Source organism: Pantoea sp. B566 (assembly GCF_024793925.1).
In the GTDB taxonomy this organism is placed as follows: Bacteria; Pseudomonadota; Gammaproteobacteria; order Enterobacterales; family Enterobacteriaceae; genus Pantoea; species Pantoea ananatis.
Genome location: NZ_JANUQL010000003.1, coordinates 1426422 through 1452174, shown reverse-complemented (window position 1 = coordinate 1452174; position 25753 = coordinate 1426422). Strand labels below are relative to the sequence as shown.

General features: G+C 55.3%; 22 protein-coding genes. 13 read left to right on the top strand and 9 right to left on the bottom strand.

The window, feature by feature from the left end; translation table 11 throughout:
* The first annotated feature begins 206 nt into the window (after window positions 1–206).
* Window positions 207–1274, top strand: a complete 1068-nt coding sequence (locus NYE92_RS08385) for a DUF1176 domain-containing protein (RefSeq protein WP_014605307.1) — start codon at window positions 207–209, stop codon at window positions 1272–1274.
* Here the strand turns inward: NYE92_RS08385 and ampH are convergent.
* The 3 genes from ampH to NYE92_RS08370 all read right to left on the bottom strand — a co-directional run bounded on the left by ampH (window position 1271) and on the right by NYE92_RS08370 (window position 4960).
* The gene (gene ampH, locus NYE92_RS08380; protein ID WP_014594262.1) at window positions 1271–2434 is read right to left on the bottom strand and encodes a D-alanyl-D-alanine-carboxypeptidase/endopeptidase AmpH; all 1164 of its coding nucleotides are present in this window, start codon (window positions 2432–2434) and stop codon (window positions 1271–1273) included. The genes NYE92_RS08385 and ampH overlap by 4 nt on opposite strands.
* A 212-nt stretch (window positions 2435–2646) precedes the next feature.
* The gene (locus tag NYE92_RS08375) at window positions 2647–3333 is read right to left on the bottom strand and encodes a response regulator (protein WP_013026659.1); all 687 of its coding nucleotides are present in this window, start codon (window positions 3331–3333) and stop codon (window positions 2647–2649) included.
* Window positions 3323–4960 (bottom strand): sensor histidine kinase, encoded by a 1638-nt coding sequence (locus NYE92_RS08370; RefSeq protein WP_042677250.1) that lies wholly within the window; start codon window positions 4958–4960, stop codon window positions 3323–3325. The genes NYE92_RS08375 and NYE92_RS08370 overlap by 11 nt, the downstream gene beginning before the upstream one ends.
* 305 nt (window positions 4961–5265) lie before the next feature.
* On the opposite strand from NYE92_RS08370, the gene NYE92_RS08365 reads away from it, so the two are divergent.
* Window positions 5266–6627 carry a 2-hydroxycarboxylate transporter family protein gene (locus tag NYE92_RS08365; protein ID WP_014594259.1) on the top strand — a complete coding sequence of 454 codons (1362 nt, stop codon included), beginning with the start codon at window positions 5266–5268 and terminating at the stop codon, window positions 6625–6627.
* Between the two features lie 222 nt (window positions 6628–6849).
* On the opposite strand, the gene tkt is transcribed toward NYE92_RS08365, so the two are convergent.
* Both tkt and tal read right to left on the bottom strand, forming a co-directional pair.
* The gene (gene tkt / locus NYE92_RS08360) at window positions 6850–8850 is read right to left on the bottom strand and encodes a transketolase (RefSeq protein WP_019106053.1); all 2001 of its coding nucleotides are present in this window, start codon (window positions 8848–8850) and stop codon (window positions 6850–6852) included.
* Between the two features lie 63 nt (window positions 8851–8913).
* Window positions 8914–9864 (bottom strand): transaldolase, encoded by a 951-nt coding sequence (tal, locus tag NYE92_RS08355; RefSeq protein WP_014594257.1) that lies wholly within the window; start codon window positions 9862–9864, stop codon window positions 8914–8916.
* A gap of 360 nt (window positions 9865–10224) precedes the next feature.
* Between tal and maeB the strand changes: the two genes are divergently transcribed.
* Complete coding sequence (maeB, locus tag NYE92_RS08350; RefSeq protein WP_013026654.1) at window positions 10225–12504, top strand: NADP-dependent oxaloacetate-decarboxylating malate dehydrogenase; 2280 nt, start codon at window positions 10225–10227, stop codon at window positions 12502–12504.
* A 98-nt stretch (window positions 12505–12602) separates the two neighbouring features.
* On the opposite strand, the gene hemF is transcribed toward maeB, so the two are convergent.
* Window positions 12603–13517 (bottom strand): oxygen-dependent coproporphyrinogen oxidase, encoded by a 915-nt coding sequence (hemF, locus tag NYE92_RS08345; protein ID WP_013026653.1) that lies wholly within the window; start codon window positions 13515–13517, stop codon window positions 12603–12605.
* Window positions 13518–13565: 48 nt separating this feature from the next.
* Window positions 13566–14411, bottom strand: coding sequence for an N-acetylmuramoyl-L-alanine amidase AmiA (gene amiA, locus NYE92_RS08340; RefSeq protein WP_029568366.1), 846 nt, complete (start codon window positions 14409–14411; stop codon window positions 13566–13568).
* A gap of 209 nt (window positions 14412–14620) precedes the next feature.
* Here amiA and NYE92_RS08335 point away from each other — a divergent pair, with 209 nt between their 5' ends.
* The 10 genes from NYE92_RS08335 (at window position 14621) to NYE92_RS08290 (ending at window position 23402) form a co-directional block, all read left to right on the top strand.
* Entirely contained in the window at window positions 14621–15046 is a 426-nt protein-coding gene (locus NYE92_RS08335) for a GNAT family acetyltransferase (protein ID WP_006117810.1), read from the top strand.
* The gene (locus tag NYE92_RS08330) at window positions 15036–15497 is read left to right on the top strand and encodes a DUF2919 family protein (RefSeq protein WP_109706557.1); all 462 of its coding nucleotides are present in this window, start codon (window positions 15036–15038) and stop codon (window positions 15495–15497) included. Before NYE92_RS08335 ends, NYE92_RS08330 begins: the two co-directional genes overlap by 11 nt.
* Before the next feature lie 65 nt (window positions 15498–15562).
* Window positions 15563–16183 carry an RpoE-regulated lipoprotein gene (locus tag NYE92_RS08325; protein WP_015699779.1) on the top strand — a complete coding sequence of 207 codons (621 nt, stop codon included), beginning with the start codon at window positions 15563–15565 and terminating at the stop codon, window positions 16181–16183.
* 207 nt (window positions 16184–16390) lie between these two features.
* Window positions 16391–17404, top strand: coding sequence for a sulfate ABC transporter substrate-binding protein (locus tag NYE92_RS08320; protein ID WP_015699780.1), 1014 nt, complete (start codon window positions 16391–16393; stop codon window positions 17402–17404).
* Window positions 17405–17406: 2 nt separating this feature from the next.
* Complete coding sequence (cysT, locus tag NYE92_RS08315; RefSeq protein ID WP_014594252.1) at window positions 17407–18240, top strand: sulfate/thiosulfate ABC transporter permease CysT; 834 nt, start codon at window positions 17407–17409, stop codon at window positions 18238–18240.
* Window positions 18240–19115 (top strand): sulfate/thiosulfate ABC transporter permease CysW, encoded by an 876-nt coding sequence (gene cysW, locus NYE92_RS08310; protein WP_013026647.1) that lies wholly within the window; start codon window positions 18240–18242, stop codon window positions 19113–19115. The genes cysT and cysW overlap by 1 nt, the downstream gene beginning before the upstream one ends.
* Window positions 19105–20193: a sulfate/thiosulfate ABC transporter ATP-binding protein CysA gene (gene cysA, locus NYE92_RS08305; protein WP_013026646.1), complete on the top strand. Its 1089-nt coding sequence runs from the start codon at window positions 19105–19107 to the stop codon at window positions 20191–20193. Before cysW ends, cysA begins: the two co-directional genes overlap by 11 nt.
* 118 nt (window positions 20194–20311) lie before the next feature.
* Window positions 20312–21193, top strand: coding sequence for a cysteine synthase CysM (gene cysM, locus NYE92_RS08300; protein WP_028725107.1), 882 nt, complete (start codon window positions 20312–20314; stop codon window positions 21191–21193).
* Window positions 21194–21372: 179 nt separating this feature from the next.
* Window positions 21373–22053, top strand: coding sequence for a response regulator transcription factor (locus NYE92_RS08295; protein ID WP_013026644.1), 681 nt, complete (start codon window positions 21373–21375; stop codon window positions 22051–22053).
* On the top strand, window positions 22050–23402 hold the full coding sequence (locus NYE92_RS08290) for an ATP-binding protein (RefSeq protein ID WP_013026643.1): 1353 nt from the start codon (window positions 22050–22052) through the stop codon (window positions 23400–23402). Before NYE92_RS08295 ends, NYE92_RS08290 begins: the two co-directional genes overlap by 4 nt.
* A 49-nt stretch (window positions 23403–23451) precedes the next feature.
* Here the strand turns inward: NYE92_RS08290 and crr are convergent, their stop codons facing one another.
* On the bottom strand, window positions 23452–23952 hold the full coding sequence (gene crr, locus NYE92_RS08285) for a PTS glucose transporter subunit IIA (RefSeq protein WP_013026642.1): 501 nt from the start codon (window positions 23950–23952) through the stop codon (window positions 23452–23454).
* 42 nt (window positions 23953–23994) lie between these two features.
* Complete coding sequence (ptsI, locus tag NYE92_RS08280) at window positions 23995–25722, bottom strand: phosphoenolpyruvate-protein phosphotransferase PtsI (protein ID WP_013026641.1); 1728 nt, start codon at window positions 25720–25722, stop codon at window positions 23995–23997.
* Window positions 25723–25753 lie beyond the last annotated feature (31 nt).

The window sequence follows — 25753 nt, the reverse complement described above, 5'->3', positions numbered from 1 at the left end:
AATGTCCGACGAATCCGATTGAGCGCAACAGAGTGAAACAGCATGATGACTATTCTGCAGAGATCACCGCCTTTCTTTTGTTGTAAAGCGGATGTTTTTTAGTCGGTTAGCTGCGCTTGCTGAGCACTTCACAGAATGCGGCCCTCGTGACGTGCGCTATTGCGCTATCATCTTCCACTCAAAGAAGTTGGGGTTCGATTTTCTTAATGTGGTATGGGATGAAATCGCTGTTTGCGTTGTCTGTTTTTATGGTTGCCGCTGCTCAGGCTGATCCGGTACAGAAGCTGTTTTCTGACTGGCAACTCACCTGCAATAATGCGGCGCATTGCGTTGCGCGCAGCATACCTGGCGACCAGGGCCTGGTTATGACGCTTTCCCGCAGTGCGGGATCCGATGACAAACCGTTACTGCGCATCGATTACGGCAGCGCATACAGCGGCGCGCTGCCCGGCCCGGCGCTGCAAGATAATCTTTTAGTCGATCAACGTCGGCTGCGGCCTGACTTCAAGCACTGGACGGTTGAGCCACACCATCTTGCTACCAGCAATCCTATCGCCATTAACGAATTTCTTGAACTGACCATGGATGCGAAAAGCCTGCAGCTGACGTTCAATGCCGGTCCGCAGATTTCGTTGCGCGGTATGAAAGCCGCGTTGTTATTTATGGACGATGTGCAGGGCCGGGTGAATAGCATGAGTGCCTGGGTCAGGCGCGGAGGAAGAACCGGCGTCCCGGCCGCACCGGCCGTACCGCAACTGCCGCCGGCGATGGCTGCGCCTGCGCCACTGACGCGTGACGAGACCAGCGGGCTGATCGACTACGGAACGTGGCGGGTAAATTCGGATACCTGTTCCCTTGATCCCCTGCGCCGCGAAGTCAGCGTCTCGCCGCTGACAGACAAAAAAGCGCTGCTGCTGGTCAGCTGTGAAATGGGCGCATATAACGTGATCGATCTGGCTTTTGAAGTAACGCGTGCGCCGCCCTATGTGGCGCGTGGGATTACGCTGACCTTGCCTTTTACCCCGCCGGGCGCATCAGAGCGCCAGCTGGAGCTGATTAACGCAGATTATGATGCGGCAAGCGGGCAGCTCTATACCTTTGGCAAAGGACGCGGACTTGGCGACTGTGGTACCGCGACCCGCTGGCAGTTTGACGGCGAGCATTTTGTTTTAGCCGAGTATGCCGAGGAGTCAACCTGCGATGCCTGGCACAGCAGTGACGACTGGCCCACGCTTTGGGTGAGCCAGTCAGCCTCATCAGCGGTGAGCGGTTAAGGAATCGCCTGGACCATCATCGGCGAGCCGTTCTGATTGCCCACCAGCTCAGCGAGCAGGTTGTTTACGCCGTCACTCATCGGCGTAAAGCGCGTCAGAGGCGAGCGGGTAACGACCACAAAAACCCCGACGTTTTGCTGGGGAACCATCGCCATATAGGTGATGAAGCCGCCGCCGCCACCGGTTTTCTGGATAATGCCAGGGCGACCGTTGGCCGGCCCCATATAAACCCACCCCATTCCCAGCGCGTCGGCTTTGCCCGGCACGTCCATGCCGTCAACTTTATGCAACTGGTCGCGACGGTAGATCAGCGTCTGCAGGCGGTCGATCTGTGGCGTACGGTGATTTACCGAGGAGTTGAGGAACTGCTGCATCCAGCGGCCCATATCATCAGGCGTCGAATATACGCCACCGCTGCCGATGGCCGCCAGCGTGTTATTACAGGGGCTGGCGCCTTTTTCCGCCACCATCAGGCGTGCGCACTGCTCAGGTGACGGCGTAAAGGTGGTGTCTTTCATCCCCAGTGGACGGGTAATTAACTGCTGCAGCAGGGCAGGATAAGGCTTACCGGCCGCGCGCGACAGCGCATCGCCCAGCAGGTCATAACCGAGATTGGAATAGGCCGCATTGGTGCCGGGGGCGGCTTTCAGGCTGGCCGTGTTTAACCAACGCCAGCGTTCACTCTGTGTCGGCCAGACAAACACCGGACGATGGGGTTTGCCGCCGGGCTGCTCTCGCGGCAGACCGCTGGTATGGGTAGACAGGTTAATCAGCCGAATGGGCTGACCATCAAAACTGGGCACCCGCTTTCCGGGCGGTGCATATTTACTGAGCGGATCGTCAAGGCGAATCTCCCCGCGCTCGGCCATCTTCACCATGACTTCACTGGTCATCAGCTTGCTGAGTGAGGCAATACGAATTAACGAATCCTTTTGGGGGCGAATATTGTTTCCTGGCCGCGTGTCACCAAAGCTGGCGAAAACCCGCTGATTACCATCTATTGCGACCAGCGCCATGCCTGTAGCACCGCTGGCATAGAAGATATGCTCCGCATAGCGGTCAACAATTTGGGATGCCAGCAACGGATCGGGCGCAACCTGCGCCATGCTTTTAAGGGGAAGCAAAGAAACCAGTAGAGCCAGTACGTAAGGAGTGCGCATTTTCAACGGAGAGGGCTTCGCTATAGGAATCGGGTGAAAACCTATAGTAATCAGTTTGCGGATGACGGGAAGAGCAAAGGACAGTTTTTTTTGTTTCGGATTACAGCATGCGGGCCAGACGGGCCGGTGACGTCATGGGATTGGCGCCGCATTTTGCCCCTGAAAGCCACCTGACTGAACTGGCGCAGGGCGAGCGCGGGACACCCGTTCGGTCAGGTGCGTTTGTACATGCGCCGGGGATGGCCCACCTTGCCATACAGCATTTCGACCGTCAGAAAGCCGGTTTCCACGCAGTGCTCCAGGTAGCGGCGGGCGGTCGTTTTACTGAGCCCGGTTTCTGTCATCACCTCATCGACCGAAAAAAGGCGCGTTGTGGCGGGCGTAAACAGTGTCTGAACCCGGGCCAGGGTATTTTCCTCAATGCCTTTGCTGCCGTTATCGTGCGGGTAGTTCTTCGCCTGCAACTGATACAGTACATCGACATTTTTCTGATCGACAATTTTCCATGTGCGCTGCTGGTCTGCGAAGGCGATGAAGTTGGCAAGCGAGCGGTTAAGGCGTTTCCAGGATACCGGTTTAAGCACGTAATCAAAGGCACCGTTGCGAATGGCCTGGCTGCAGGTATCCATATCACTGGCCGCCGTAATAAAAATAATGGAGCAGTTCGCGTTGGCCAGCAACGGATCGCCAATCAGGGTGATGCCTTTGCCGTCAGGCAGGTAGTTATCCAGCAGCACCAACTGTGGCGCGGTCAGTTCAAGCTGCTGTCTGGCTTCTGCCAGGGAGCTGGCTATGCCGACCAGCCTGAGCTCAGGGTGCTTACCAATCAGTTCTGCATGAAGCTGAGCCAGTTCAGGCTCATCTTCAACAATCAGGACAGTAACAGGATCATGTTGCATCGCGGACGTTCTCCGTTTCCGTTACGGGACAGCTGTTGGTTTGCGCACAGGGGATAAACAGCGAGAACACCGCGCCACGGGGCACGTTGTCGCTGACCTCAATGGTTCCCCCTGCACGGGTAATATAGCTTTCGGTTAAATACAACCCGATGCCGTGATCGCCTCGGGTTTTGGTGGTCATGCCACGTTCAAACATGCGCTCGCGGATTGCCGGCGTAATGCCCACGCCGCGATCCGCCACTTCAATGATCAGCTCACGGGTACTGAGTTTAATCAGTACTTCAACAGGTTCATGAGGCAACGGGGCGCGCTGCGTGGCTTCAATGGCGTTGTCCAGCAGGTTGCCAATGACCGAAATCAGTTCGGCATCGGAAAGCGCGGGAAACGGCTTATCCATCAGGCACGCGGGATCAAAGTGGAGAATGACGCCTTTTTCTCTGGCGCGCGCGGTTTTGCCCAGTAATAAGCCGCACAGCAGAGGCGAAGTGAATCGAGCCGAGACAAAGTCCAGCAACTCCTGCTCGTGCTCGGACTGCGCTTCAATGTAACCAATCGCTTCGTCAAAACGCCCCATGTGCAGCAGCCCGGAAAGCGTGTTCATGCGGTTAAGCTGTTCATGACGCATGATGCGCAGGTTATCGACATAACGTTTCACCTGGCTGAGTTGGGCGCTGAGGGAATCGATGTCGTTAAAATCGCGAAAGGTGATCACCCATCCCATTAGCGCGTCCTCCAGCATGATACGCACCCGGCTGGCGATGACGGTCAGCGAGTTAAATTGGCAAATCTCATCGTGGGTATCTTTTTCCAGCATCACGGGCTGCGATAAAAAGGGCACCGGGGAGACGATCTGGCTGACAGACTCGCCGCGCAGCGCCTCGGCGGACTGTGACAGTCCCAGCAGCTTGCGGGCAGCCTGATTAATCACTTCGATCCGCAGTTGTTCATTGATAACAATGACGCCTTCATAGATCGATTCCATCATGGCTTTTTGCTGGCGGACCATCAGGCCGATCTCGCGCGGTTCCAGCGAGAAAATCTGTTTTTTAATATTGCAGGTAAAAAACCAGGAGAAAATAAACAGGGCAATAAGCACCAGCGCCGCCACGATCAACAGGTTGATCATGTTGCTGAAGGTGATGGCATCCAGATAGCGGGCGAGGTAGCCAACGGAAACAATACCGACGACCTGGCCGCGGTCGTTGAGGATGGGTGCCTTACTTCGCAGTGACATTCCCAGGCCGCCTGTCCGAATGGTGGTGATACTTTTCCCTGCCAGCACCGCTGCGTTATCGCCGCCCACCAGCGGTTTGCCAATTCGGTCCGCCGTCACCGAGTGAAAAAGATGCAGGGCCTGGTTATCGCCAATCACAATAAAACTGGCATCGCTTTTCCGGGCTATAGCCTTCATCAGCACATTGATGGTCGTGATATCACGATCCGCCACCGCTTTTTTCAGTTCCGGAATCAGCGCGATCTCGTCTGCCTGAACCTTCGCGCGCATGCTCATCGCCTGATAAAGCTGCCGGGTGATGCTGACGTAATAATAGCTTCCCAGTAACACGAACAGGACAGACGAAAAAACCACGAGCGAAAGAAACAGCTTCGTTTGAAATGACAACTTCATGACTGTCACACGTATTTTGGAATAATAACTTCAATGTATCATCTTTTTAACAATAGGAACTACATCGGTTTAATTATTTGATAAATAGTGATTTTTATCGATTATCTAGGCTAAAAAAGCCCCTTGAAAGGCTGAATAACGGCAGCGGGGAATAAAAACCATAAACACCACGGCGATTATCACGATGCGGATCACGCTCTGGAAATAACACCATTAAAACTTTATGCCAGATACCTTCTTCTTCACGTAATTCCGCCTTTTTTCCCGGCATCCTGAAAAAAAACGATGACGCAAAGAGGATAATAATGAGCTCACCTGATAATTCTTTTCTGTCTGACACGCTGACCCGTTCACCGCGCAGGAAAACCCTGAAAGAGCAGTGGTGGCATATTATGGATAACTGGAAAGTCGGGATTATTCCTCTGCCGCTGTTTGTGCTGGCCGGTGCGCTCATTGCGGTAGACTGCCTGAGTGGAACGCTAAAAAGCGATATCGTGGTCATGGTCGCCACGCTGGCCTTTTTTGGCTTTGCCTGCGGAGAGTTTGGCAAACGCCTGCCCGTGGTGGGGCGTTTAGGGGCAGCGGCTATCTGCGCCACCTTTATTCCTTCTGCGCTGGTGTACTACGGTTTGCTTCCCGACATCGTGGTAACGTCCACGACGCAATTCTACAAATCGACCAATATTCTCTATCTTTACATTTGCTGCATCATTGTTGGCAGCATCATGAGCATGAACCGCACGGTGCTGATCCAGGGCTTTCTGCGCATCTTTTTCCCCATGCTCTGTGGTGAAATCGTGGGGATGATTGTCGGCATGGGCGTGGGTTTAGCGCTGGGGCTGGAACCCTTCCAGATTTTCTTTTTCATCATTCTGCCCATTATGGCGGGAGGCGTCGGTGAAGGTGCCATTCCGCTCTCCATCGGCTATGCGGCATTGCTCCATATGGATCAGGGCGTGGCGCTGGGCCGCATCCTGCCCATGGTTATGCTGGGTGGCGTGACCGCCATTATTATCTCCGGCTGTCTGAACCAACTGGGTAAACGTTATCCGCACCTCACCGGGGAAGGCCAGCTGATGCCAAACGTGACCAATGTTGAACCCGAGCCGCTGCAGTCCGTTTTCTCCGGTAAAGTTGACGTGACGGCGATTGCGTCCGGGGCGCTGCTGGCGGTGCTGCTCTATATGGTAGGGATGTTAGGGCAGAAGCTGACAGGACTGCCTGCGCCGGTAGGGATGCTGTTCCTGGCCGTGCTGGTAAAACTGGTGAATGGGGTTTCTCCGCGTATTCTGGCCGGTTCTCAGGTGGTCTATCGCTTCTTCCGCACGGCGGTAACCTATCCGGTTCTGTTTGCCGTCGGTGTCGCCATCACGCCCTGGCATATTCTGGTTACCGCGTTTACGCTCACCAACCTGCTGGTGATTATCAGCACGGTCAGTGCGCTGGTCGCAACGGGCTTCTTTGTCGGGAAAAAGATTGGCATGCATCCCATCGATGTTGCCATTGTTTCCTGCTGCCAGAGTGGGCAGGGCGGTACGGGCGATGTGGCGATTCTTACCGCCGGTAACCGCATGGGCCTGATGCCGTTTGCGCAGATCGCCACGCGCATCGGCGGGGCCATTAACGTTTCGCTTTCGTTGTTATTACTGAGCCATTTTCTCAAGTAAACCTGTTACGCCGACTGAAGCGCTCGCAAAGCAGCATGGCTCCCGAACGGTGCAGGCGTGAGATAGCCTGAATCCCTTGCCGGGAGTAGGGCTGAGAAAGCGGGAGAGGCTGAGAGAGACGAAAGCAGGCGTTCAGAAAAGCGACGTGCCAGCGCAGGGCTGGCACGTCGTGTTGGCCAGGCGACCTGAGGCAAAGCAGCAGGTCGCTCAGCAGCAAGTAGATTATGCGGGTTTCAGCAGTGCTTCTGCATGGCTGACGATGTTTTCCACCGTAAAGCCAAATTCAGCAAACAGCTTCTCGGCCGGCGCCGACTCGCCGAAGGTCGTCATGCCCACAATGGCACCGTCCAGGCCAACATATTTATACCAGTAGTCGGCGATGCCTGCTTCTACCGCCACGCGCGCTTTAACAGCAGAAGGCAGCACCGACTCACGGTAAGCGGCATCCTGTGCGTCAAACAGGTCAGTGGAGGGCAGTGAAACCACGCGCACCTTGTGACCGCCAGTTGTCAGCTTCGTCGCGGCACCCAGGGTTATTTCTACCTCGGAGCCGGTCGCAATCAGGATGATGTCTGGCGTGCCGTCGCACTCCTTCAGCACATAACCGCCGCGCTTGATGTTAGCCACCTGCTCTGCGGTACGCTCAGGCTGAGCCAGGTTCTGACGCGACAGGATCAGCGCTGTCGGGCCATGGTGGCGCTCAATCGCTGCCTGCCAGGCTATTGCCGTCTCCACCTGGTCACAGGGGCGCCATACGCTCATGTTTGGCGTCACGCGCAGGCTGGCAATTTGCTCAACCGGCTGGTGGGTCGGGCCGTCCTCGCCCAGGCCAATGGAGTCATGGGTATACACCATAATCTGCCGGGCCTTCATGAGTGCCGCCATGCGCGCCGCGTTACGGGCATACTCAACGAACATCAGGAAGGTGGCGGTATAGGGCACGAAGCCGCCGTGGTGGGCAATGCCGTTACCGATCGCCGTCATGCCAAATTCACGCACGCCGTAATGGATGTAGTTTCCGGCCGGATCGTCTTTGATGGATTTTGAGCCAGACCAGATGGTGAGGTTGCTCGGTGCCAGGTCGGCAGAACCGCCCAGAAACTCTGGCAGCAGTTTGCCATAGGCTTCCAGGGCATTCTGCGAGGCCTTGCGGCTGGCAATTTTTTGCGGATTGGCCTGCAGCTCGGCAATAAACTTCGCGGTTTCCGCTTCCCAGTTTGCCGGCATGCCGCCGTTCATCCGGCGCTCGTATTCGGCGGCCAGCTCTGGATAAGCCTGCTTATAGGCCGCCAGTTTGTTGTTCCAGGCTTTTTCGCGCTCAGCGCCGGCCTGTTTGGCATCCCACTGCTGGTAAATCTCTTTGGGGATCTCAAACGCCGGGTAGTTCCAGCCCAGTTGCTTGCGGGTCAGCGCCACTTCTTCTTCGCCTAACGCCGCGCCGTGGGCTTCTTCTTTACCGGCTTTATTCGGTGAGCCGAAGCCAATGACCGTACGGCAGATGATCAGTGAAGGCTTGTCGGTGACGCTCTGCGCTTCCTGAATCGCGGCTTTAACCGCATCGGCGTCATGACCGTCGATTTCACCCACCACATGCCAGTTATAGGCTTCAAAGCGTTTGTGCGTATCGTCGGTAAACCAGCCTTCGGTTTCACCATCAATAGAAATACCGTTGTGATCGTAGAAGCCAATCAGTTTGCCCAGGCCCAGCGTACCGGCCAGCGAGCAGACTTCATGAGAAATGCCTTCCATCAGACAACCGTCGCCCATGAAAACATAGGTGAAGTGATCGACGATATCGTGATCGGGACGGTTAAACTGGGCCGCCAGCGTGCGCTCAGCAATCGCCAGACCAACGGCGTTCGCCAGGCCCTGGCCCAGCGGACCTGTGGTCGTTTCCACGCCTGGCGTATAGCCAATTTCCGGGTGGCCCGGCGTTTTAGAGTGGAGCTGGCGGAAGTTTTTCAGTTCTTCAATCGGCAGATCGTATCCGGTCAGGTGCAACAGACTGTACAGCAGCATGGAGCCGTGGCCATTTGAAAGGATAAAGCGGTCACGATCCAGCCAGGCGGGGTTGGTTGGATTGTGCTGGAGGAAATCGCGCCACAGGACTTCGGCGATATCAGCCATGCCCATTGGCGCACCAGGATGACCTGATTTTGCTTTTTGTACCGCATCCATACTTAATGCGCGAATCGCATTAGCCAACTCTCTGCGTGAGGACATAAAGGGTCTCCCTTGTTAAGCATCAGGGCGGGAGTGCTCCCGCCCGGTAAAAGAGGGGGAAAACTACAGGCGCGCTGCCAGCACATCTTCCAGTTTTTGCTGGTCAACGGCGAACTGACGAATACCGTCTGCCAGTTTCTCTACCGCCATCGGGTCCTGATTATGTTCCCAACGGAATTCGGCTTCGGACAGCGGGGAAGGCTGGTGGAAACATTCGGTTGAGGGTTCGAGCTTGCGCTCTACGGGCTCCTCACTGTTTTGCAACTCTTCCAGCAGGTTAGGCGAAAGCGTCAGGCGGTCACAACCGGCCAGGGCAAGCACCTGCTCAACTTTACGGAAGCTGGCGCCCATGATGATGGTGTCATAGCGGTGCTTCTTGTAGTAATCGTAAATGCGGCGTACGGATTTCACGCCGGGATCTTCATCCACGTGATACGGGTCCATCGGTTTGCGGGTGTTGTACCAGTCGTAAATACGGCCCACAAAAGGTGAAATCAGGTAAACACCGGCTTCGGCACAGGCACGGGCCTGCGCGAAGGAGAACAGCAAGGTCAGGTTGCACTGGATACCATTTTTTTCCAGTTCTTCAGCCGCCTTAATGCCCTCCCAGGTGGAAGCCAGTTTGATCAGGATGCGTGAGCGGTCAATGCCGTGTTCTTCATACATGCGAACCAGCTTTTCCGCTTTCGTGACGCACATGCCACGATCGAAGGAGAGGCGCGCATCCACTTCGGTCGAAACACGGCCCGGTATGCTTTTCAGGATTTCCATACCGAGATTGATTGCCACTTTGTCGCTGGCGTTGATGATCTGCGTCTCTTTGCTGCCGCCCTGCTTTTTCGCATAGTCGATGGCGTCATCAATCAGGTGTTTGTAAGGCTGGAGAGCAGATGCTTTCAGAATAAGCGAGGGGTTGGTGGTCGCATCTTGTGGGTGATAATTTCGAATCGATTCGATATCGCCACTGTCAGCCACCACGGTAGTGAACTGTTTAAGGGCTTCAAGCTGGTTCATTTCTACACTCCTTGAAAAAAACGTTGTAACGAAAGGGAACACCTCTGGCCTCGTGCCCTAATCAGTGCAGACATTACCGGTCGCAGTAACGCCGACTCACCACCTTGCAACAGACAGGGTGCAGTGAAAATGCGTTTTCTCTGAATGTTGTGCGATGGGGGTAGCGCGCAATCATCCGAGATGACATTTCTGCGGATAACGACTGCCCGGTTATTAAGAATAGCAGCCATGACAAATGACGCAGACCAGACTGTAACAATCTGTGCCTTAAGAAATGAGGTTCTTTGAAGCGCCTCACCGCTTTGTGGTTGTCTGCTTTCTATACTGGGCGTTCACTTACCTGGCGAAGAAGGATGTCAAATGGATGACCAACTGAAGCAAAGTGCGCTCGATTTTCACCAGTATCCCACTCCCGGCAAGATTCAGGTCTCGCCCACTAAACCGCTGGCCACCCAGCGCGATCTGGCCCTGGCCTATTCACCCGGCGTCGCCGCACCCTGCTTAGAAATTGCCGCCGATCCTCTGGCCGCCCATAAATACACCGCACGCGGTAATCTGGTGGCGGTCATTTCTAACGGCACGGCGGTGCTGGGCTTGGGCAACATTGGTGCGCTGGCCGGTAAGCCGGTGATGGAAGGCAAGGGCGTTTTATTCAAGAAGTTTGCCGGTATTGACGTCTTTGATATTGAGGTCGATGAGCACGATCCCGATAAGCTGATTGAGATCGTCGCGGCGCTGGAACCCACCTTCGGCGGCATCAACCTGGAAGATATCAAAGCGCCAGAGTGTTTCTACATTGAGCAGCAGCTACGGCAACGCATGAAAATCCCGGTGTTCCACGACGATCAGCACGGCACGGCGATTATCTGCACGGCGGCGGTGTTAAACGGGTTGCGTATTATCAAGAAGGCGATTTCCGACGTGCGGCTGGTGGTCTCCGGCGCGGGCGCCTCGGCGATTGCCTGCATGAATCTGCTGGTCGCGTTGGGTTTGCAGAAGCACAATATTCAGGTGTGCGATTCAAAAGGGCTGATCTACCGTGGGCGCGAGCCCAATATGGCGGAGACCAAGGCCGACTATGCGGTTGAGGATCAGGGAAAACGTACGCTGGCCGAGGTTATTGAAGGCGCCGACATTTTTCTGGGCTGCTCTGGCCCGGACGTCCTGACGCCTGACATGGTCAAAACCATGGCCAGCGATCCACTGATTCTGGCGCTGGCGAATCCGCAGCCAGAAATTCTGCCGCCGCTCGCTAAGGCCGTGCGGCCCGACGCCATTATCTGCACCGGCCGTTCTGACTATCCTAATCAGGTGAATAACGTCCTGTGCTTTCCGTTTATCTTTCGGGGAGCGCTGGATGTTGGCGCAACGGCCATCAATGAAGAGATGAAGCTGGCAGCGGTGCACGCGATAGCCGAGCTGGCGCAGGCGGAGCAGAGCGATGTGGTGGCTTCGGCCTATAGCGATCAGGACCTGAGTTTTGGCCCGGAATATCTGATCCCCAAACCCTTCGATCCCCGGTTAATTGTGCAGATCGCCCCGGCGGTGGCGAAAGCGGCGATGGATTCCGGTGTGGCGACCCGGCCCATTAGCGACTTCGACGCCTATCGCGAACAGCTCACGGAATTCGTCTATAAAACCAATCTGTTTATGAAACCGATTTTCTCTCAGGCGCGCAAAGCGCCGAAGCGCGTGGTGCTGGCAGAGGGGGAAGAGGTTCGGGTGCTGCATGCGACGCAGGAATTAGTGTCGTTGGGGCTGGCAAAACCTGTTCTGATAGGCCGCCCGAACGTTATCGCGATGCGCCTTGAAAAGCAGGGGCTGAAGATTGAAGCCGGAAAGGATTTCGAAATCGTCAACAACGAATCCGATCCCCGTTTTAAAGCATACTGGAACGAGTATTACCAGATGATGAAGCGGCGCGGCGTAACGCCCGAGCAGGCACAGCGAGCGGTGATCGGTAATCCGACGCTCATTGGGGCCATCATGGTTTATCGCGGTGAAGCGGATGCGCTCATCTGCGGCACCATCGGGGATTACAACGAGCACTACGAGATTGTGGAGAAAGTGCTGGGCCTGCGTTCCGATGTGAAAGTGGCAGGGGCCATGAATGCCTTGCTGCTGCCGCACGGCAACACCTTTATTGCGGATACCTACGTAAATGAAGATCCCACACCCGAGCAGTTAGCGGACATCACGTTAATGGCGGCCGAAACTGTGCGGCGATTTGGTATTGAACCGCGGGTTGCCCTGCTGTCGCACTCCAGCTTTGGCACCTCAAATTCTCCTGGCGCTCGAAAAATGCGTGACGTACTGGCGCTGGTGCAGCAGCGCGCACCTGAGCTGGAAATTGACGGCGAGATGCACGGCGATGCGGCACTGGTAGAGAGCATTCGTCGGGAGATCATGCCCGACAGCCCGCTGAAAGGCAGCGCCAACCTGTTGATTATGCCCAACGTGGAGGCGGCACGAATCAGCTACAACCTGCTGCGCGTCTCGCACGCTGACGGCGTGACGGTGGGGCCGGTGCTGATGGGGATGACCAAACCCGTGCACGTACTCACCCGCATCGCCTCCGTGCGGCGCATCGTTAATATGGTGGCGCTGGCGGTGGTAGAAGCACAAACCCAGCCGCTGTAACACAACGGGGCCGCATGCAGCCCCGATTTTCACCTTCGCGCATGAAAGCGCTGTTAACTTTGTCTTCCTGCCCGTTACGCGGGGCAGGAAGACGAACGTCACTCGGGCAGGTTAAGCCAGTTCTTCACCGGCAGAAAATCGCGGTAGAGCGCGGCCTCTGGCGAATCCGGCTCAGGATGATAATCATATTCCCAGCGTACCAGAGGCGGCAGAGACATCAGAATCGATTCCGTTCTGCCTCCGGTTTGCAGGCCAAACAGCGTGCCGCGATCCCACACCAGATTAAATTCCACGTAGCGACCACGACGATAGAGCTGAAACTGACGTTCACGCTCGCCAAACGGCAACGACTTGCGGCGCGCCACGATGGGCTGATAGGCGTCCAGGAATCCCCGGCCCACCGCCTGAATCAGCGCGAAGCTTTTTTCAAAGCCAGGCAGATGAACATCATCGAAGAATAGCCCACCAATCCCGCGCTGCTCGTCACGGTGTTTCAGGTAGAAATAGTCGTCGCACCACTTTTTAAAGCGCGGGTACACGTCCTCGCCAAAAGGCTGGCAGAGATCAAAAGCCGTCTGATGCCAGTGCAGCGCATCCTCTTCGAAACCGTAAAACGGTGTCATATCGAAGCCGCCGCCAAACCACCAGATAGGCTCGGCACCCGGTTTTTCGGCAATAAAGAAACGGACGTTGGCATGGCTGGTCGGCACATAGGGATTGTGCGGATGAATCACCAGCGACACGCCCATGGCTTCAAAACTGCACCCGGCCAGTTCAGGCCGATGCGCGGTAGCGGACGCGGGCATCTGATCGCCATGAACGTGCGAAAAGTTGACGCCGGCCTGTTCAAAGACGGCGCCATCACGCAGCACGCGGCTTCGTCCGCCGCCACCGCCGGGGCGCTGCCAGCTGTCTTCAATAAAATGGGCACCGCCGTCTTCGGCGGTCAGCTTGCGACAAATCTCATCCTGCAAATCCAACAGGAACGTTTTTACACGGGAGATATCTGGCATGTGATGAGCTTCTCTTGGTAAAAATTGGACGTGATTATAGCTGATTCATTATGACATTCGGCGATCGTACTCATCAAAGTAGTTGATTATTCCCGTGGCGATAGCCGACGCGATTTTTTGACGAAACGCGCTGGTGCCCAATAGCTGCTCTTCCCGTGGGTTGGTGATAAACGAGGTTTCCACCAGTACCGAGGGAATCGACGGCGATTTTAATACGGCAAAAGCGGCCTGTTCGGTGTGCTGACTGTGAAGGTGGTGCACCGGCCGGATCTGATCCAGCACATGTTTACCCAGCGTCAGGCTGTTCTTAATGGTATCCGTTTGCACCAGGTCAAACAGGATCTGCTGCAGATAGTGATCCTGCGCTTCCACCTTTGCACCACCGACCTTGTCGGCATCGTTCTCTCTGTTTGACAGATAGCGCGCCATGCTACTGCTGGCACCGCGGTTGGACAGGGCGAAGACCGAGGCGCCGTTGGCATCCGGGCTGGTGTAGCCATCGGCATGGATGGACATAAACAGATTCGCGCCATGCTGATGGGCAATTTCCACGCGCTGATAAAGCGGAATAAAGTGATCGCTGTCGCGCGTCAGCCGCACTTCAATGCGCGGATGGGACTGCAGCTCACGGCGCACGTTGTTGGCGATTTCTAAGACAATATGTTTCTCTTCCGCGCCTTCTTCGCCCACCGCACCCGAATCAATCCCGCCGTGCCCCGGATCGATCATCACAATGCGTTTACCGTTACTGGCGGGTGGCTTGGGTGAGGAGTGACGGGAAGAGAGCGAAGCCTGCTGTTCTTTCGCCTGTACGGCGCGCGGGGACAAAACAGCCAGCGCCAGTCCTGACAGCAGAAGCTGGCGGCGGTGAATCAAACGTTTAAGCAAATGCATGTGCAGGTCCATAAGCAACAATCATGCAAAGTGTTATAGCGTAACGTTAGCGCCAGGGCGATCTTTCAAGCATTTCAGGTTATTACTTTGTATTTCAGCCCACTAACAGCCAAATCCCTTTTTTTTAACGTTGCCGCCAGTGGGGAGGGTTGCGCCCGACGAAGAAAGCGTGATAATCAGCAAATTGTGGTAAATAGCAGGAAAAGAAGATGGAAATCCGCACCTTCCGCCAGGAAGACTTTGAAGAAGTAATCACGCTCTGGGAACGCTGTGATTTGTTACGCCCGTGGAACGATCCGGAACTGGATATCGAACGTAAAATGCATCACGACGCCGATCTTTTTCTGGTGGCTGAAGTGGGCGGTGAAGTTGTCGGAACGGTCATGGGCGGCTACGACGGGCATCGCGGGGCGGCCTACTATCTGGCCGTGCATCCTGATTATCAGGGGCGTGGTTTTGCCAATGCCTTGATGAACCGGCTTGAAAAAAAACTCATTGCGCGCGGCTGCCCAAAAATCCATTTGATGGTACGTGAAGAAAACGATCAGGTCGTCGCCTTCTATGAAAAACTCGACTATGAAACGGTCGATGTGGTGTTGCTGGGTAAACGTTTAATCGAAGATCGTGAATATTAATTCCGTCTGGCCGCCTGAAGAGTACGACGATAAAGGTCAGCTGCGTCTGCCGTTTCTTTTTTGGCTGATTCTGCTGCTGCAGTCGCGTACCTGGCTGCTGCTGATCATGGCTGGCGCCTCACGCCAGCAGGGAAACGATCTTCTGGCGCTCTTTTACCCCGATCGCCAGGCCTTCTGGGTAGGGCTGGCGCTTGGCTTACCGGCGTTGGCGGGCCTGCTGCTGACCGGCTATCGTTCGCGTCTGCCCCGAGTGTGGCGCAGCTGGCGTCAGGTGTTGATGCTTTCCGTCGCAATTAACCTGATTTGGCAAGGCGTACAGCTGTATCTGGCGGACTTCCTCAGTTCACCGCTTCCCCTGTTACTGACGCTATTCGATCTGCTCGCGCTGCTCTGGTTATTCAGCAGCGTTCGGCTTCGCGCCTGCTTTTTACCCCAACCGCATGCTGAATAAACTTTTTGCCGCTTTGCGACTCCAATCAGTTCTGCCTTAATGTTCTTTTATTAACAGGAGTTTTCATGAAAGCTGTTCGTTACACGTTACTGACTGTGGCCATGCTGGTCAGTGGGTGTGCCAGTTCCTCCGGTACTGATGCTAACAGCAGCCAGCAGGTAAGCTGGTGGAATCCACTGAGCTATCACTGGTCTGCCGCGCTGCCGTGGAACTGGTTTGGTTCCTCGCTTACGGCCACAGAGCAGGGCGTGGGCGGCATCAATGGCTCAACGGCCATGACCGAAGCCGCCATAAAAGAGGGGTTAAAAGGCAAGTACGATCTGCGTCAGGGCATGCGCGGCCATAACGGCCAGGTGGTGTCGTTCTGGCAGGCTATGGATGACGGCAAAGTGATGCTGGTGATTTATGGTCAGACGCAGGTCGATCGCGTTGAGGTGCTGGACAGCCGTATCGCCAGCGCCGATGGCAGCAAAATCGGTGACGCGTTCAGCGCCAAATTCGACAAAGCCTTCAATAACTGCGTGCTGGCGAGCGGACTGGACAACCGTGACGTGGAGTGCCGCGCGCCCAACAGTCAGCATCTTCGCTATGTCTACAGCGGAACCTGGCACGGGCCAGAAGGGTTGATGCCGTCGGATGACACACTCAAGAGCTGGACGCTCAGCAAAATTGTCTGGCAGCGCTAAGTCTTTTTTCACACCGCTCAACCGCAGGGCATAACCGGCCCTGCGCGTCCAATTCTGTTTTTCGTCTGTCTTTTCCCGCCGCCTTATGCCTTTTTCGACTTTGAAATCAGCAAACGATATATAAAACCGTTACGGGTTTACGCTGAGTTATAAATAAACTGCTGTATCAGCAGATGAGATCTGCATCAAATTTCCTCAGGGTGAACCATGACCTTACCAGCGATGAAAAAAATCGTGAGCGGACTCGCACTGTCGCTGAGTCTGGCCGGTGCCGCAAACGCGACCGAGCTGTTGAACAGCTCTTACGATGTCGCACGTGAATTATTTGTCGCCCTGAATGCGCCTTTTGTCAGCCAGTGGGATGCCAGCCATCCTGACGACAAGCTGACCATTAAGATGTCCCATGCCGGGTCATCCAAACAGGCGCTGGCGATCCTGCAAGGCCTGCGTGCCGATGTGGTGACCTATAACCAGGTCACCGATGTGCAGGTGCTGCACGATAAAGGCAAACTGATCCCTGCCGACTGGCAAACCCGCCTGCCGAATAACAGTTCGCCGTTTTACTCCACCATGGCGTTCCTAGTGCGCAAGGGAAACCCAAAGCAGATTCACGACTGGTCCGATTTAACCCGTGACGATGTGAAGCTGATTTTTCCTAATCCCAAAACCTCGGGCAACGGACGTTATACCTATCTTGCTGCCTGGGGCGCCGCCAGCAACGCTGACGGGGGCGATCAGGCTAAAACCCGCGCTTTTATGACAAAATTTCTGAAAAATGTTGAAGTCTTCGATACCGGTGGCCGAGGTGCTACGACCACCTTTGCTGAACGCGGTCTGGGCGATGTGTTGATCAGTTTTGAGTCTGAAGTGAATAACATCCGCAACCAGTACGGCAAAGACGACTACGAAGTCGTGGTGCCTAAAACCGATATTCTCGCGGAGTTTCCCGTTGCCTGGGTAGATAAAAACGTCGAGCAGAATAAAACAGCCGATGCAGCGAAAGCCTATCTGACCTGGCTGTATTCTCCTGCGGCGCAGAAAATTATTACGGATTTCTATTACCGCGTGAACAATCCGCAGTTAATGGCGCAGCAAAAAGCCCGTTTTCCTGCCACGAACCTGTTTCGTGTTGAAGACATTTTTGGCGGCTGGGATAACGTGATGAAAACCCATTTCGCCAGCGGTGGCGAGCTAGACCAGTTATTAGCGGCGGGGCGGTGATCATGTTTGCAGCCAGCCAAAAACGCGTCCTGCCCGGTTTCGGTCTCAGCCTGGGCACCAGCCTGCTCTTTACCTGTCTGGTGCTGCTGCTGCCAATCAGCGCACTGATTATGCAGCTGTCGCAGATGACGTTGCAGCAATACTGGGACGTGGTCACCAATCCGCAGCTCATCGCAGCCTATAAGGTCACGCTGCTGTCGGCCGGTGTGGCCTCACTGTTTAATGCCGTATTCGGCATGTTAATGGCGTGGATCTTAACGCGTTACCGTTTTCCGGGCCGCACGCTGCTCGATGGTCTGATGGATCTGCCGTTTGCGCTGCCGACCGCGGTTGCTGGCCTGACGCTGGCCGGTCTGTTTTCCGTGAACGGCTGGTATGGACAGTGGTTCGCGCATTTTGATATCAAGATCTCCTATACCTGGATCGGTATCGCGCTCGCGATGGCCTTCACCAGTATTCCGTTTGTGGTGCGTACCGTGCAGCCGGTGCTGGAAGAGCTGGGGCCTGAATATGAGGAAGCGGCTCAAACGCTGGGCGCCACGCCCTGGCAGAGCTTCCGCCGGGTCGTTCTGCCTGAAGTGGCACCGGCCTTACTCGCGGGCACCGCGCTGTCGTTTACCCGCAGCCTGGGCGAGTTTGGTGCGGTAATCTTTATTGCCGGCAACATCGCCTGGAAAACCGAAGTGACCTCGCTGATGATCTTCGTGCGCCTGCAGGAGTTTGACTATCCGGCAGCCAGCGCCATTGCCTCGGTCATTCTGGCGGCATCGCTGCTGTTACTTTTCGCTATCAACACCTTACAAAGCCGCTTTGGTCGTCGTCTGGGAGGCCATTAATGGCAGAGATTTCGCAACTCAATCATGCCGACCGCCAGCCTGTTAACTGGGCCAAGTGGCTGCTTATTGGTATCGGTGCGCTGATATCCTTGCTGCTGCTGGTCGTGCCGATGGTGTCCATCTTCTGGGAGGCCCTGCATAAAGGGCTGGGCGTCACCTTAAGCAATCTGACCGACAGCGACATGCTCCATGCCATATGGCTCACGGTGCTGGTCGCATTGATTACCGTGCCGGTGAATTTAGTGTTCGGCACGCTGCTGGCCTGGCTGGTGACACGCTTTACCTTTCCGGGACGTCAGCTGCTTTTGACGCTGTTCGATATTCCCTTTGCGGTATCGCCTGTCGTGGCGGGCCTGATGTATCTCCTGTTCTGGGGCATTAACGGCCCGGCGGGCGGCTGGCTGGATGCCCATAATATTCAGGTGATGTTCTCCTGGCCTGGCATGGTGCTGGTCACCGTCTTCGTTACCTGTCCGTTTGTGGTGCGCGAACTGGTGCCGGTGATGCTGAGCCAGGGCAGTCATGAAGATGAAGCCGCGGTGCTGTTAGGTGCCTCGGGCTGGCAGATGTTCCGTCGCGTGACGCTGCCGAATATTCGCTGGGCCATGCTGTATGGCGTCGTGCTGACCAACGCCCGCGCGATTGGTGAGTTTGGCGCGGTTTCCGTGGTTTCGGGTTCTATTCGCGGTGAAACCTACACCTTACCGCTTCAGGTTGAATTACTGCATCAGGATTACAACACGGTGGGCGCCTTTACTGCCGCAGCCTTACTGACCGTGATGGCAATCGTGACGCTGTTTCTGAAAAGCATTGTGCAATGGCGTTTAGAGCAACAGCACAAACGCCTGCAACTGGAGGACAATCATGAGCATTGAGATTAACCAGATCAACAAATCCTTTGGTCGCACAGCGGTGCTGAACGATATCTCACTGGATATTCCGTCTGGCCAGATGGTGGCCTTACTGGGGCCGTCCGGTTCCGGTAAAACCACGCTGCTGCGCATCATTGCTGGACTGGAACATCAGAACAGCGGTCAGATTCGTTTTCACGACCACGATGTCAGCCGCCTGCACGCCCGCGATCGCCAGGTCGGATTTGTCTTCCAGCACTATGCGCTGTTCCGTCATATGACGGTCTTCGACAATATTGCCTTTGGCCTGACCGTGCTGCCGCGCCGTGAGCGTCCGTCCAGTGCGGAAATTAAAAAACGCGTCACGCGCCTGCTGGAGATGGTGCAGCTTTCCCATCTGGCGAACCGTTTCCCGGCCCAGCTTTCGGGGGGGCAGAAGCAGCGCGTCGCGCTGGCAAGAGCCCTGGCCGTGGAACCGCAAATCCTGTTGCTGGATGAGCCCTTTGGTGCGCTGGACGCTCAGGTGCGTAAAGAGCTGCGCCGTTGGTTACGTCAGCTGCACGAAGAATTGAAGTTCACCAGCGTGTTCGTCACCCACGATCAGGAAGAGGCGATGGAAGTGGCCGATCGCGTGGTGGTGATGAGCCAGGGCAGCATCGAACAGGTGGGGACGCCGGATGAAGTCTGGCGCGATCCCGCCACGCGCTTCGTGCTGGAATTCCTGGGTGAGGTTAACCGCTTCGACGGTGAAGTGCATGGTTCTCAGTTCCATGTCGGGGCGCACCACTGGCCGTTAGGCTATACCTCTGCACATCAGGGCGCGGTCGATCTGTTCCTGCGCCCGTGGGAAATCGACGTTTCGCGCAGAAGTAGCCTGGAAACGCCGCTGCCCGTTCAGGTCTTAGAAGTGAGTCCTCGTGGTCACTTCTGGCAGCTGGTGGTGCAGCCAACGGGATGGCAGAGCGAGCCCTTCTCGCTGGTCTTTGACGGTGAACAGACCGCGCCGTTGCGCGGCGAGCGCCTGTTCGTGGGGCTGCAGCAGGCCCGACTGTACCAGGGCGCGACACCGTTACGGGCGGTTGCCTTTGCACACAGCGCCTGATATTTTCTTTTTTCACGCAGGGCGGGACAGTGTCCCGCCTTTTTAATGACCTGAATACCGCGATAACCCGGGCTGTGGCCTGGATCAGGGCGGAGAGGGTTTTGCCAGGAAATGCATCGTGACCACTCTGGAAGACACCATCGGCAATACGCCGCTCATCAGATTACAGCGCCTGGCGCCTGACAACGGCAGTGAAGTCTGGCTTAAGCTGGAAGGCAATAACCCTGCCGGTTCAGTGAAAGATCGGGCCGCCTGGTCGATGATCCACCAGGCCGAGTTGCGCGGCGACATTACGCCGGGCGACCAGTTGATCGAAGCCACCAGTGGCAATACCGGCATTGCGCTGGCGATGATTGCCGCGATGAAGGGGTATCGGCTGCGGCTGCTGATGCCCGACAACATGAGTCAGGAGCGGCAGGATGCGATGCGCGCCTACGGCGCAGAACTGGTGCTGATTAGCCGCGAGCAGGGGATGGAAGGCGCACGCGATCGGGCTCAGGAGATGGCGGCACGGGGCGAAGGAAGGGTACTGGACCAGTTCAATAACCCGGATAACCCGCTCGGCCATTACCAAACCACCGGGCCTGAGCTGTGGCAGCAGTCGAAACAGCGAATGACCCACTTTGTTTCCAGCATGGGTACCACGGGAACCATTACTGGCGTAGGCCGGTTTTTAAAGGATCACCAGACCGGCGTTAAAGTGATTGGCCTGCAGCCTACCGAAGGCAGCAGCATTCCCGGCATCCGCCGCTGGCCCCAGGCTTACATGCCGGGCATTTATCGCCCTGAGTTGGTGGATGACATCATTGATATGGGACAGCAGGAAGCCGAAGAAACCATGCGCGCGTTAGCGCGACGTGAAGGCATCTTCTGCGGCGTCAGTTCCGGCGGTTCGGTTGCTGGCGCACTGCGCATCGCCCGGGCGAATCCGGGGAGTGTGGTGGTGGCTATCGTCTGCGACCGGGGCGATCGCTATCTCTCAACCGGAATTTATCAGTAGCGTCCTCCTCAATACCGATGCGTTAAAAAAGGCGTGTGTTGCCCACCAGGGCGCATAAGCCTTTTTTATTTACCGGAGTTGGCACTATGCTTAGTCGCATCTGTAAGGATCGCGTAAAACCGGCTGCGCATTACGCTGGCTCGGTTCAAAATAGCGCCAGTTACGCATGAGAGATAACAATGAAAATCTTGCTGGTAGATGACGACGTAGAGTTAGGCACCATGTTAAGCCAATACCTGATAACAGAAGGTTTTGACGCTCAGCTGGTGTTAACCGGCAGTGCCGGGGTTCAGGGAGCGCTGTCGGGGGAGTTTAGCGCCATGATACTGGACATTATGTTGCCCGATATGAGTGGCACCGACGTGCTGCGCCAGGTACGTCAGCAAAGCCGCCTGCCGGTAATTATGCTGACCGCCAAAGGCGATAATATTGATCGGGTCATCGGGCTGGAAATGGGCGCGGATGACTATATGCCCAAACCCTGTTATCCCCGTGAACTGGTTGCGCGTTTGCGCGCGGTCCTGCGCCGGGTTGAGGAGCTTGCACCGCAGCAGGACAAAAAAGAGATACTGCAGTGGGGCGAGCTCACCCTTAATTCTGCCAGGCGGATTACGGAGTGGAAGGGCAAAACGTTTGACCTGACCGCCTCAGAATTTAACCTGCTCGATTTGCTGCTGCGTTCACCCGACCGGGTAGTGACGAAAGACGAACTGTCAGAAAAAGGTCTGGGCCGACCGCGCGAAGCTTACGATCGCAGCGTGGATGTTCACATCAGTAATATTCGTCAGAAGCTCAGTGCGCTCACGGCGGAGAGCATTACGATTGAAACCGTTCGCAGCATTGGCTATCGCATTCGATGAGTCACAGCTATCGCGGACGCATGTTCTGGAAAATCCTGCTGGGCTTTTGGCTGGTATTTTTCATCATCAGCCAGCTTATCTGGCTGGGTTTTTCACTTTCCGGAACCCGCCACCATCCGCCTGAACTCCAGGTAACACAGCGTCTGGCGGATGTGTTAATGGCATCAGCCACGTCCGTGCTGGAACGTGAAGGGCCAGCCGCACTCAAGGTGATGACAGCAGAGTGGACGCCTGAGGAACGCCAGTTCCTGAGCATAAGTCCTGTTGATGACCTTCAGCCCGCCGTCAGCGCGCCGCCGCCGGTTTCCGATACCACTGATAAATCGTTTTTCCCCAATCGGTTGGTGCGTCAGGTAAAGGGTGCAGACGGCAACGATTATGAACTGATGTACGACCTCAGAGGAATGCGTGAGCTGAGTCGGGAAGGGCGACCACACAACTTTCTGAACATACCTGAACCCATGTTTATTTTTGCTGGCTCGGTAGGGCTGCTGTTCAGTTTGCTATTGGCCTGGAACCTGACCCGGCCAATGCGACAGCTACGCGAAGGGTTTTCGCGCGTGGCTAATGGGGATTTACGCGTCCGGCTTTATCCGGCACTGCGTAAACGCCACGATGAGCTGTCGAGCGTGGCTCAGGCATTCGATGCCATGGTAGAACGGCTGGATACGCTGGTGAAGGCGCGTGAGGCGCTGCTTCATGATATCTCTCACGAACTGCGCTCACCGCTTGCTCGCCTGCAGTTGGCCACCGGGCTGGCACGTCAAAGGCCAGAGAATGTCAGTACCTCACTGGATCGCATTGACGAAGAAGCGCAACGGCTTGATAAGATGATCGGCGAGCTGTTGACTCTGGCGCGTGCAGAACACGAAAGCATGCCGGGAGAACACTATTTTGACCTTGCGGGATTGCTGGAGGCGGTGGTGACAGACTTACGTTATGAAGCGCAGATCCCCGGTGTGGATGTTGTGTATGACGTTGATGAGCGCGCCGATCATACGGTGCGTGGCAATGCGGAACTGTGCCGCCGTGGCATTGAAAACGTATTACGCAATGCGCTGCGCTTCTCGCTGCCGGGACAACGTATTCATGTGAGCCTGAAGGTGGAATCGCAGTGGCTGGCTATTCACGTACGTGACCAGGGGCCGGGTGTGGAAGAAACCAAACTTTCCAGTATCTTTGACCCGTTTGTACGCGTGAATTCTCCGCTGATGGGCAAAGGTTACGGGCTGGGGTTGGCTATCGTACGTAAAGTGGTCTTGGCGCATCATGGGGAAGTGCACGCCGTTAACCGACCGGAAGGCGGGCTGGAGCTCACGCTGCGTTTGCCGCGCTGGCAGCCGGATTAACGCGGAAAACGAACATAAAAAAACGGCACCCTCAGGTGCCGTTTTTCGTTTACTTCCTGATGCGAATCACAGGGGTTTCACCCACAATGACCTGACCAGAAAGCTTCGTCAGATCTTTGATTTCATCCATGTTGGAGATGACAACAGGCGTCAAGGTTGATTTCGCTTTCTCTTCCAGCAGCGCCAGATCGAACTCAATAACCACGTCGCCTTTTTTAACCTTCTGACCTTCTTCAGCGATACGTTTGAAGCCTTCGCCTTTAAGTTCAACGGTATCAATACCGAAGTGAACAAAAAGCTCAATGCCGTTATCTGATTCGATTGAAAATGCGTGGTTGGTTTCGAAAATCTTGCCGATAGTCCCGTCAACCGGAGCAACCATTTTGTTGCCGCTTGGTTTGATCGCAATACCGTCACCCACGATTTTTTCTGCAAACACCACATCTGGTACGTCTTCAATGTTCACGATTTCGCCTGACAGAGGCGCTACGATATCAATTGTCCCAGCGCTATCTGTTTTTTCGCCAAAAAGTTTAGAAAACAAACCCATGATCTTCTCCTAAGCAGTAATTTGGGGCCAGCATCTCGTGGATCAGCAGAGCGTTTTTTCTTTAATGAACTTGTTAACCAGGTTCATTAAGTCTTCCGCCGTAGGTTGAGCCAGTGCCTGCTCTGCCAACGCCTTCGCATCTTCGAAATGTGTATTACGAATAATTTTCTTGATGCCAGGGATAGAAATGGCACTCATGCTGAATTCGTCCAGCCCCATTCCCAGTAACAGTAGTGTAGCACGTTCGTCACCTGCCAGCTCACCACACATGCCAGTCCATTTACCTTCAGCATGAGACGCATCAATAACTTGCTTGATGAGGTTCAGCACTGACGGTGTCATTGGGTTATACAGGTGCGAAATCAAATCATTACCACGATCTACTGCGAGAGTATACTGCGTCAAATCGTTTGTCCCAATGCTAAAGAAGTCGACTTCTTTAGCCAGGTGGCGGGCAATCACGGCTGAGGCAGGCGTTTCGACCATAATGCCGACTTCGATTGACTCATCAAACGCTTTGCCTTCTTCGCGTAACTGCGCTTTAAGCATGTCCAGCTCGGCTTTCAGACTGCGGACTTCTTCGACCGAAATAATCATCGGGAACATGATACGCAGCTTGCCGAACGAGGAGGCACGCAGAATGGCGCGCAGCTGAGCATGCAGGATCTCTTTACGATCCATCGCGATACGAATAGCACGCCAGCCGAGGAAGGGGTTCTCTTCTTTTGGCAGATTCATGTAAGGCAGGTCTTTATCACCGCCAATGTCCATGGTACGCACGATAACGGCCTGCGAGCCCATCGCTTCAGCAACGGCTTTGTACGCCTGGAACTGCTCTTCTTCGGTCGGCAGCGAATCGCGATCCATAAACAGGAACTCGGTGCGATACAAACCGACACCTTCAGCGCCATTACGCTCTGCGCCGGCGATATCTCGCACGGTGCCGATGTTGGCGCAGACTTCAACCTGATGACCATCCAGAGTTACCGCGGGCAGATCTTTCAGCTTAGCCAGTTCATGTTTTTCGGACAGGTACTGGTTCTGAACCGCTTTCAGCTCTTCCTGAACGGCGTCAGACGGATTGACGTGAATCGCATTGTTCACGCCATCCAGAATGATGAAGTCACCGTTTTTAATGGAGGTGGTCACGTTACCGGTGCCGACGATCGCAGGGATTTCTAACGAACGCGCCATGATAGACGTGTGCGACGTCCGACCACCCAGGTCGGTAATAAAGCCCAGCACCTTTTTCAGGTTTAGCTGTGCGGTCTCTGACGGCGTTAAATCTTTCGCCACCAGAATAGATTCGTCCTGGATTGCGCTCAGATCGACAATGTGCAGACCTAAAATATTTTGCAGCAGGCGTTTACCGATGTCGCGCACGTCCGCCGCACGCTCTTTCAGGTATTCATCATCCAGCTCTTCCAGCGCTTTAGCCTGAGCGTCAATCACGGAATTCACCGCGGCATCGGCAGTTGCGTGATCTTTTTTGATCAGGTCGGTGATTTCCTGCTCCAGCTCTTCATCTTCCAGCAACATGATGTGGCCTTCGAAGATCGCTGCTTTTTCTTCACCCAGGGATTCGCTGGCTTTGATGCGAATGGCTTCCAGCTGTTCAGCCGCTTTGCCGCGGCCCTGAAGAAAGCGCTGGATCTCCTGCTCAACCTGATCATCTGAAATCTTTTTACGGTTGATGACGATCTCGTCTTCTTTCAGCAGCAGAGCTTTGCCGAAAGCGATACCTGGTGATGCTAAAATGCCTGAAATCATAACCCTACCTTTTAATCACGATGGCTGACTG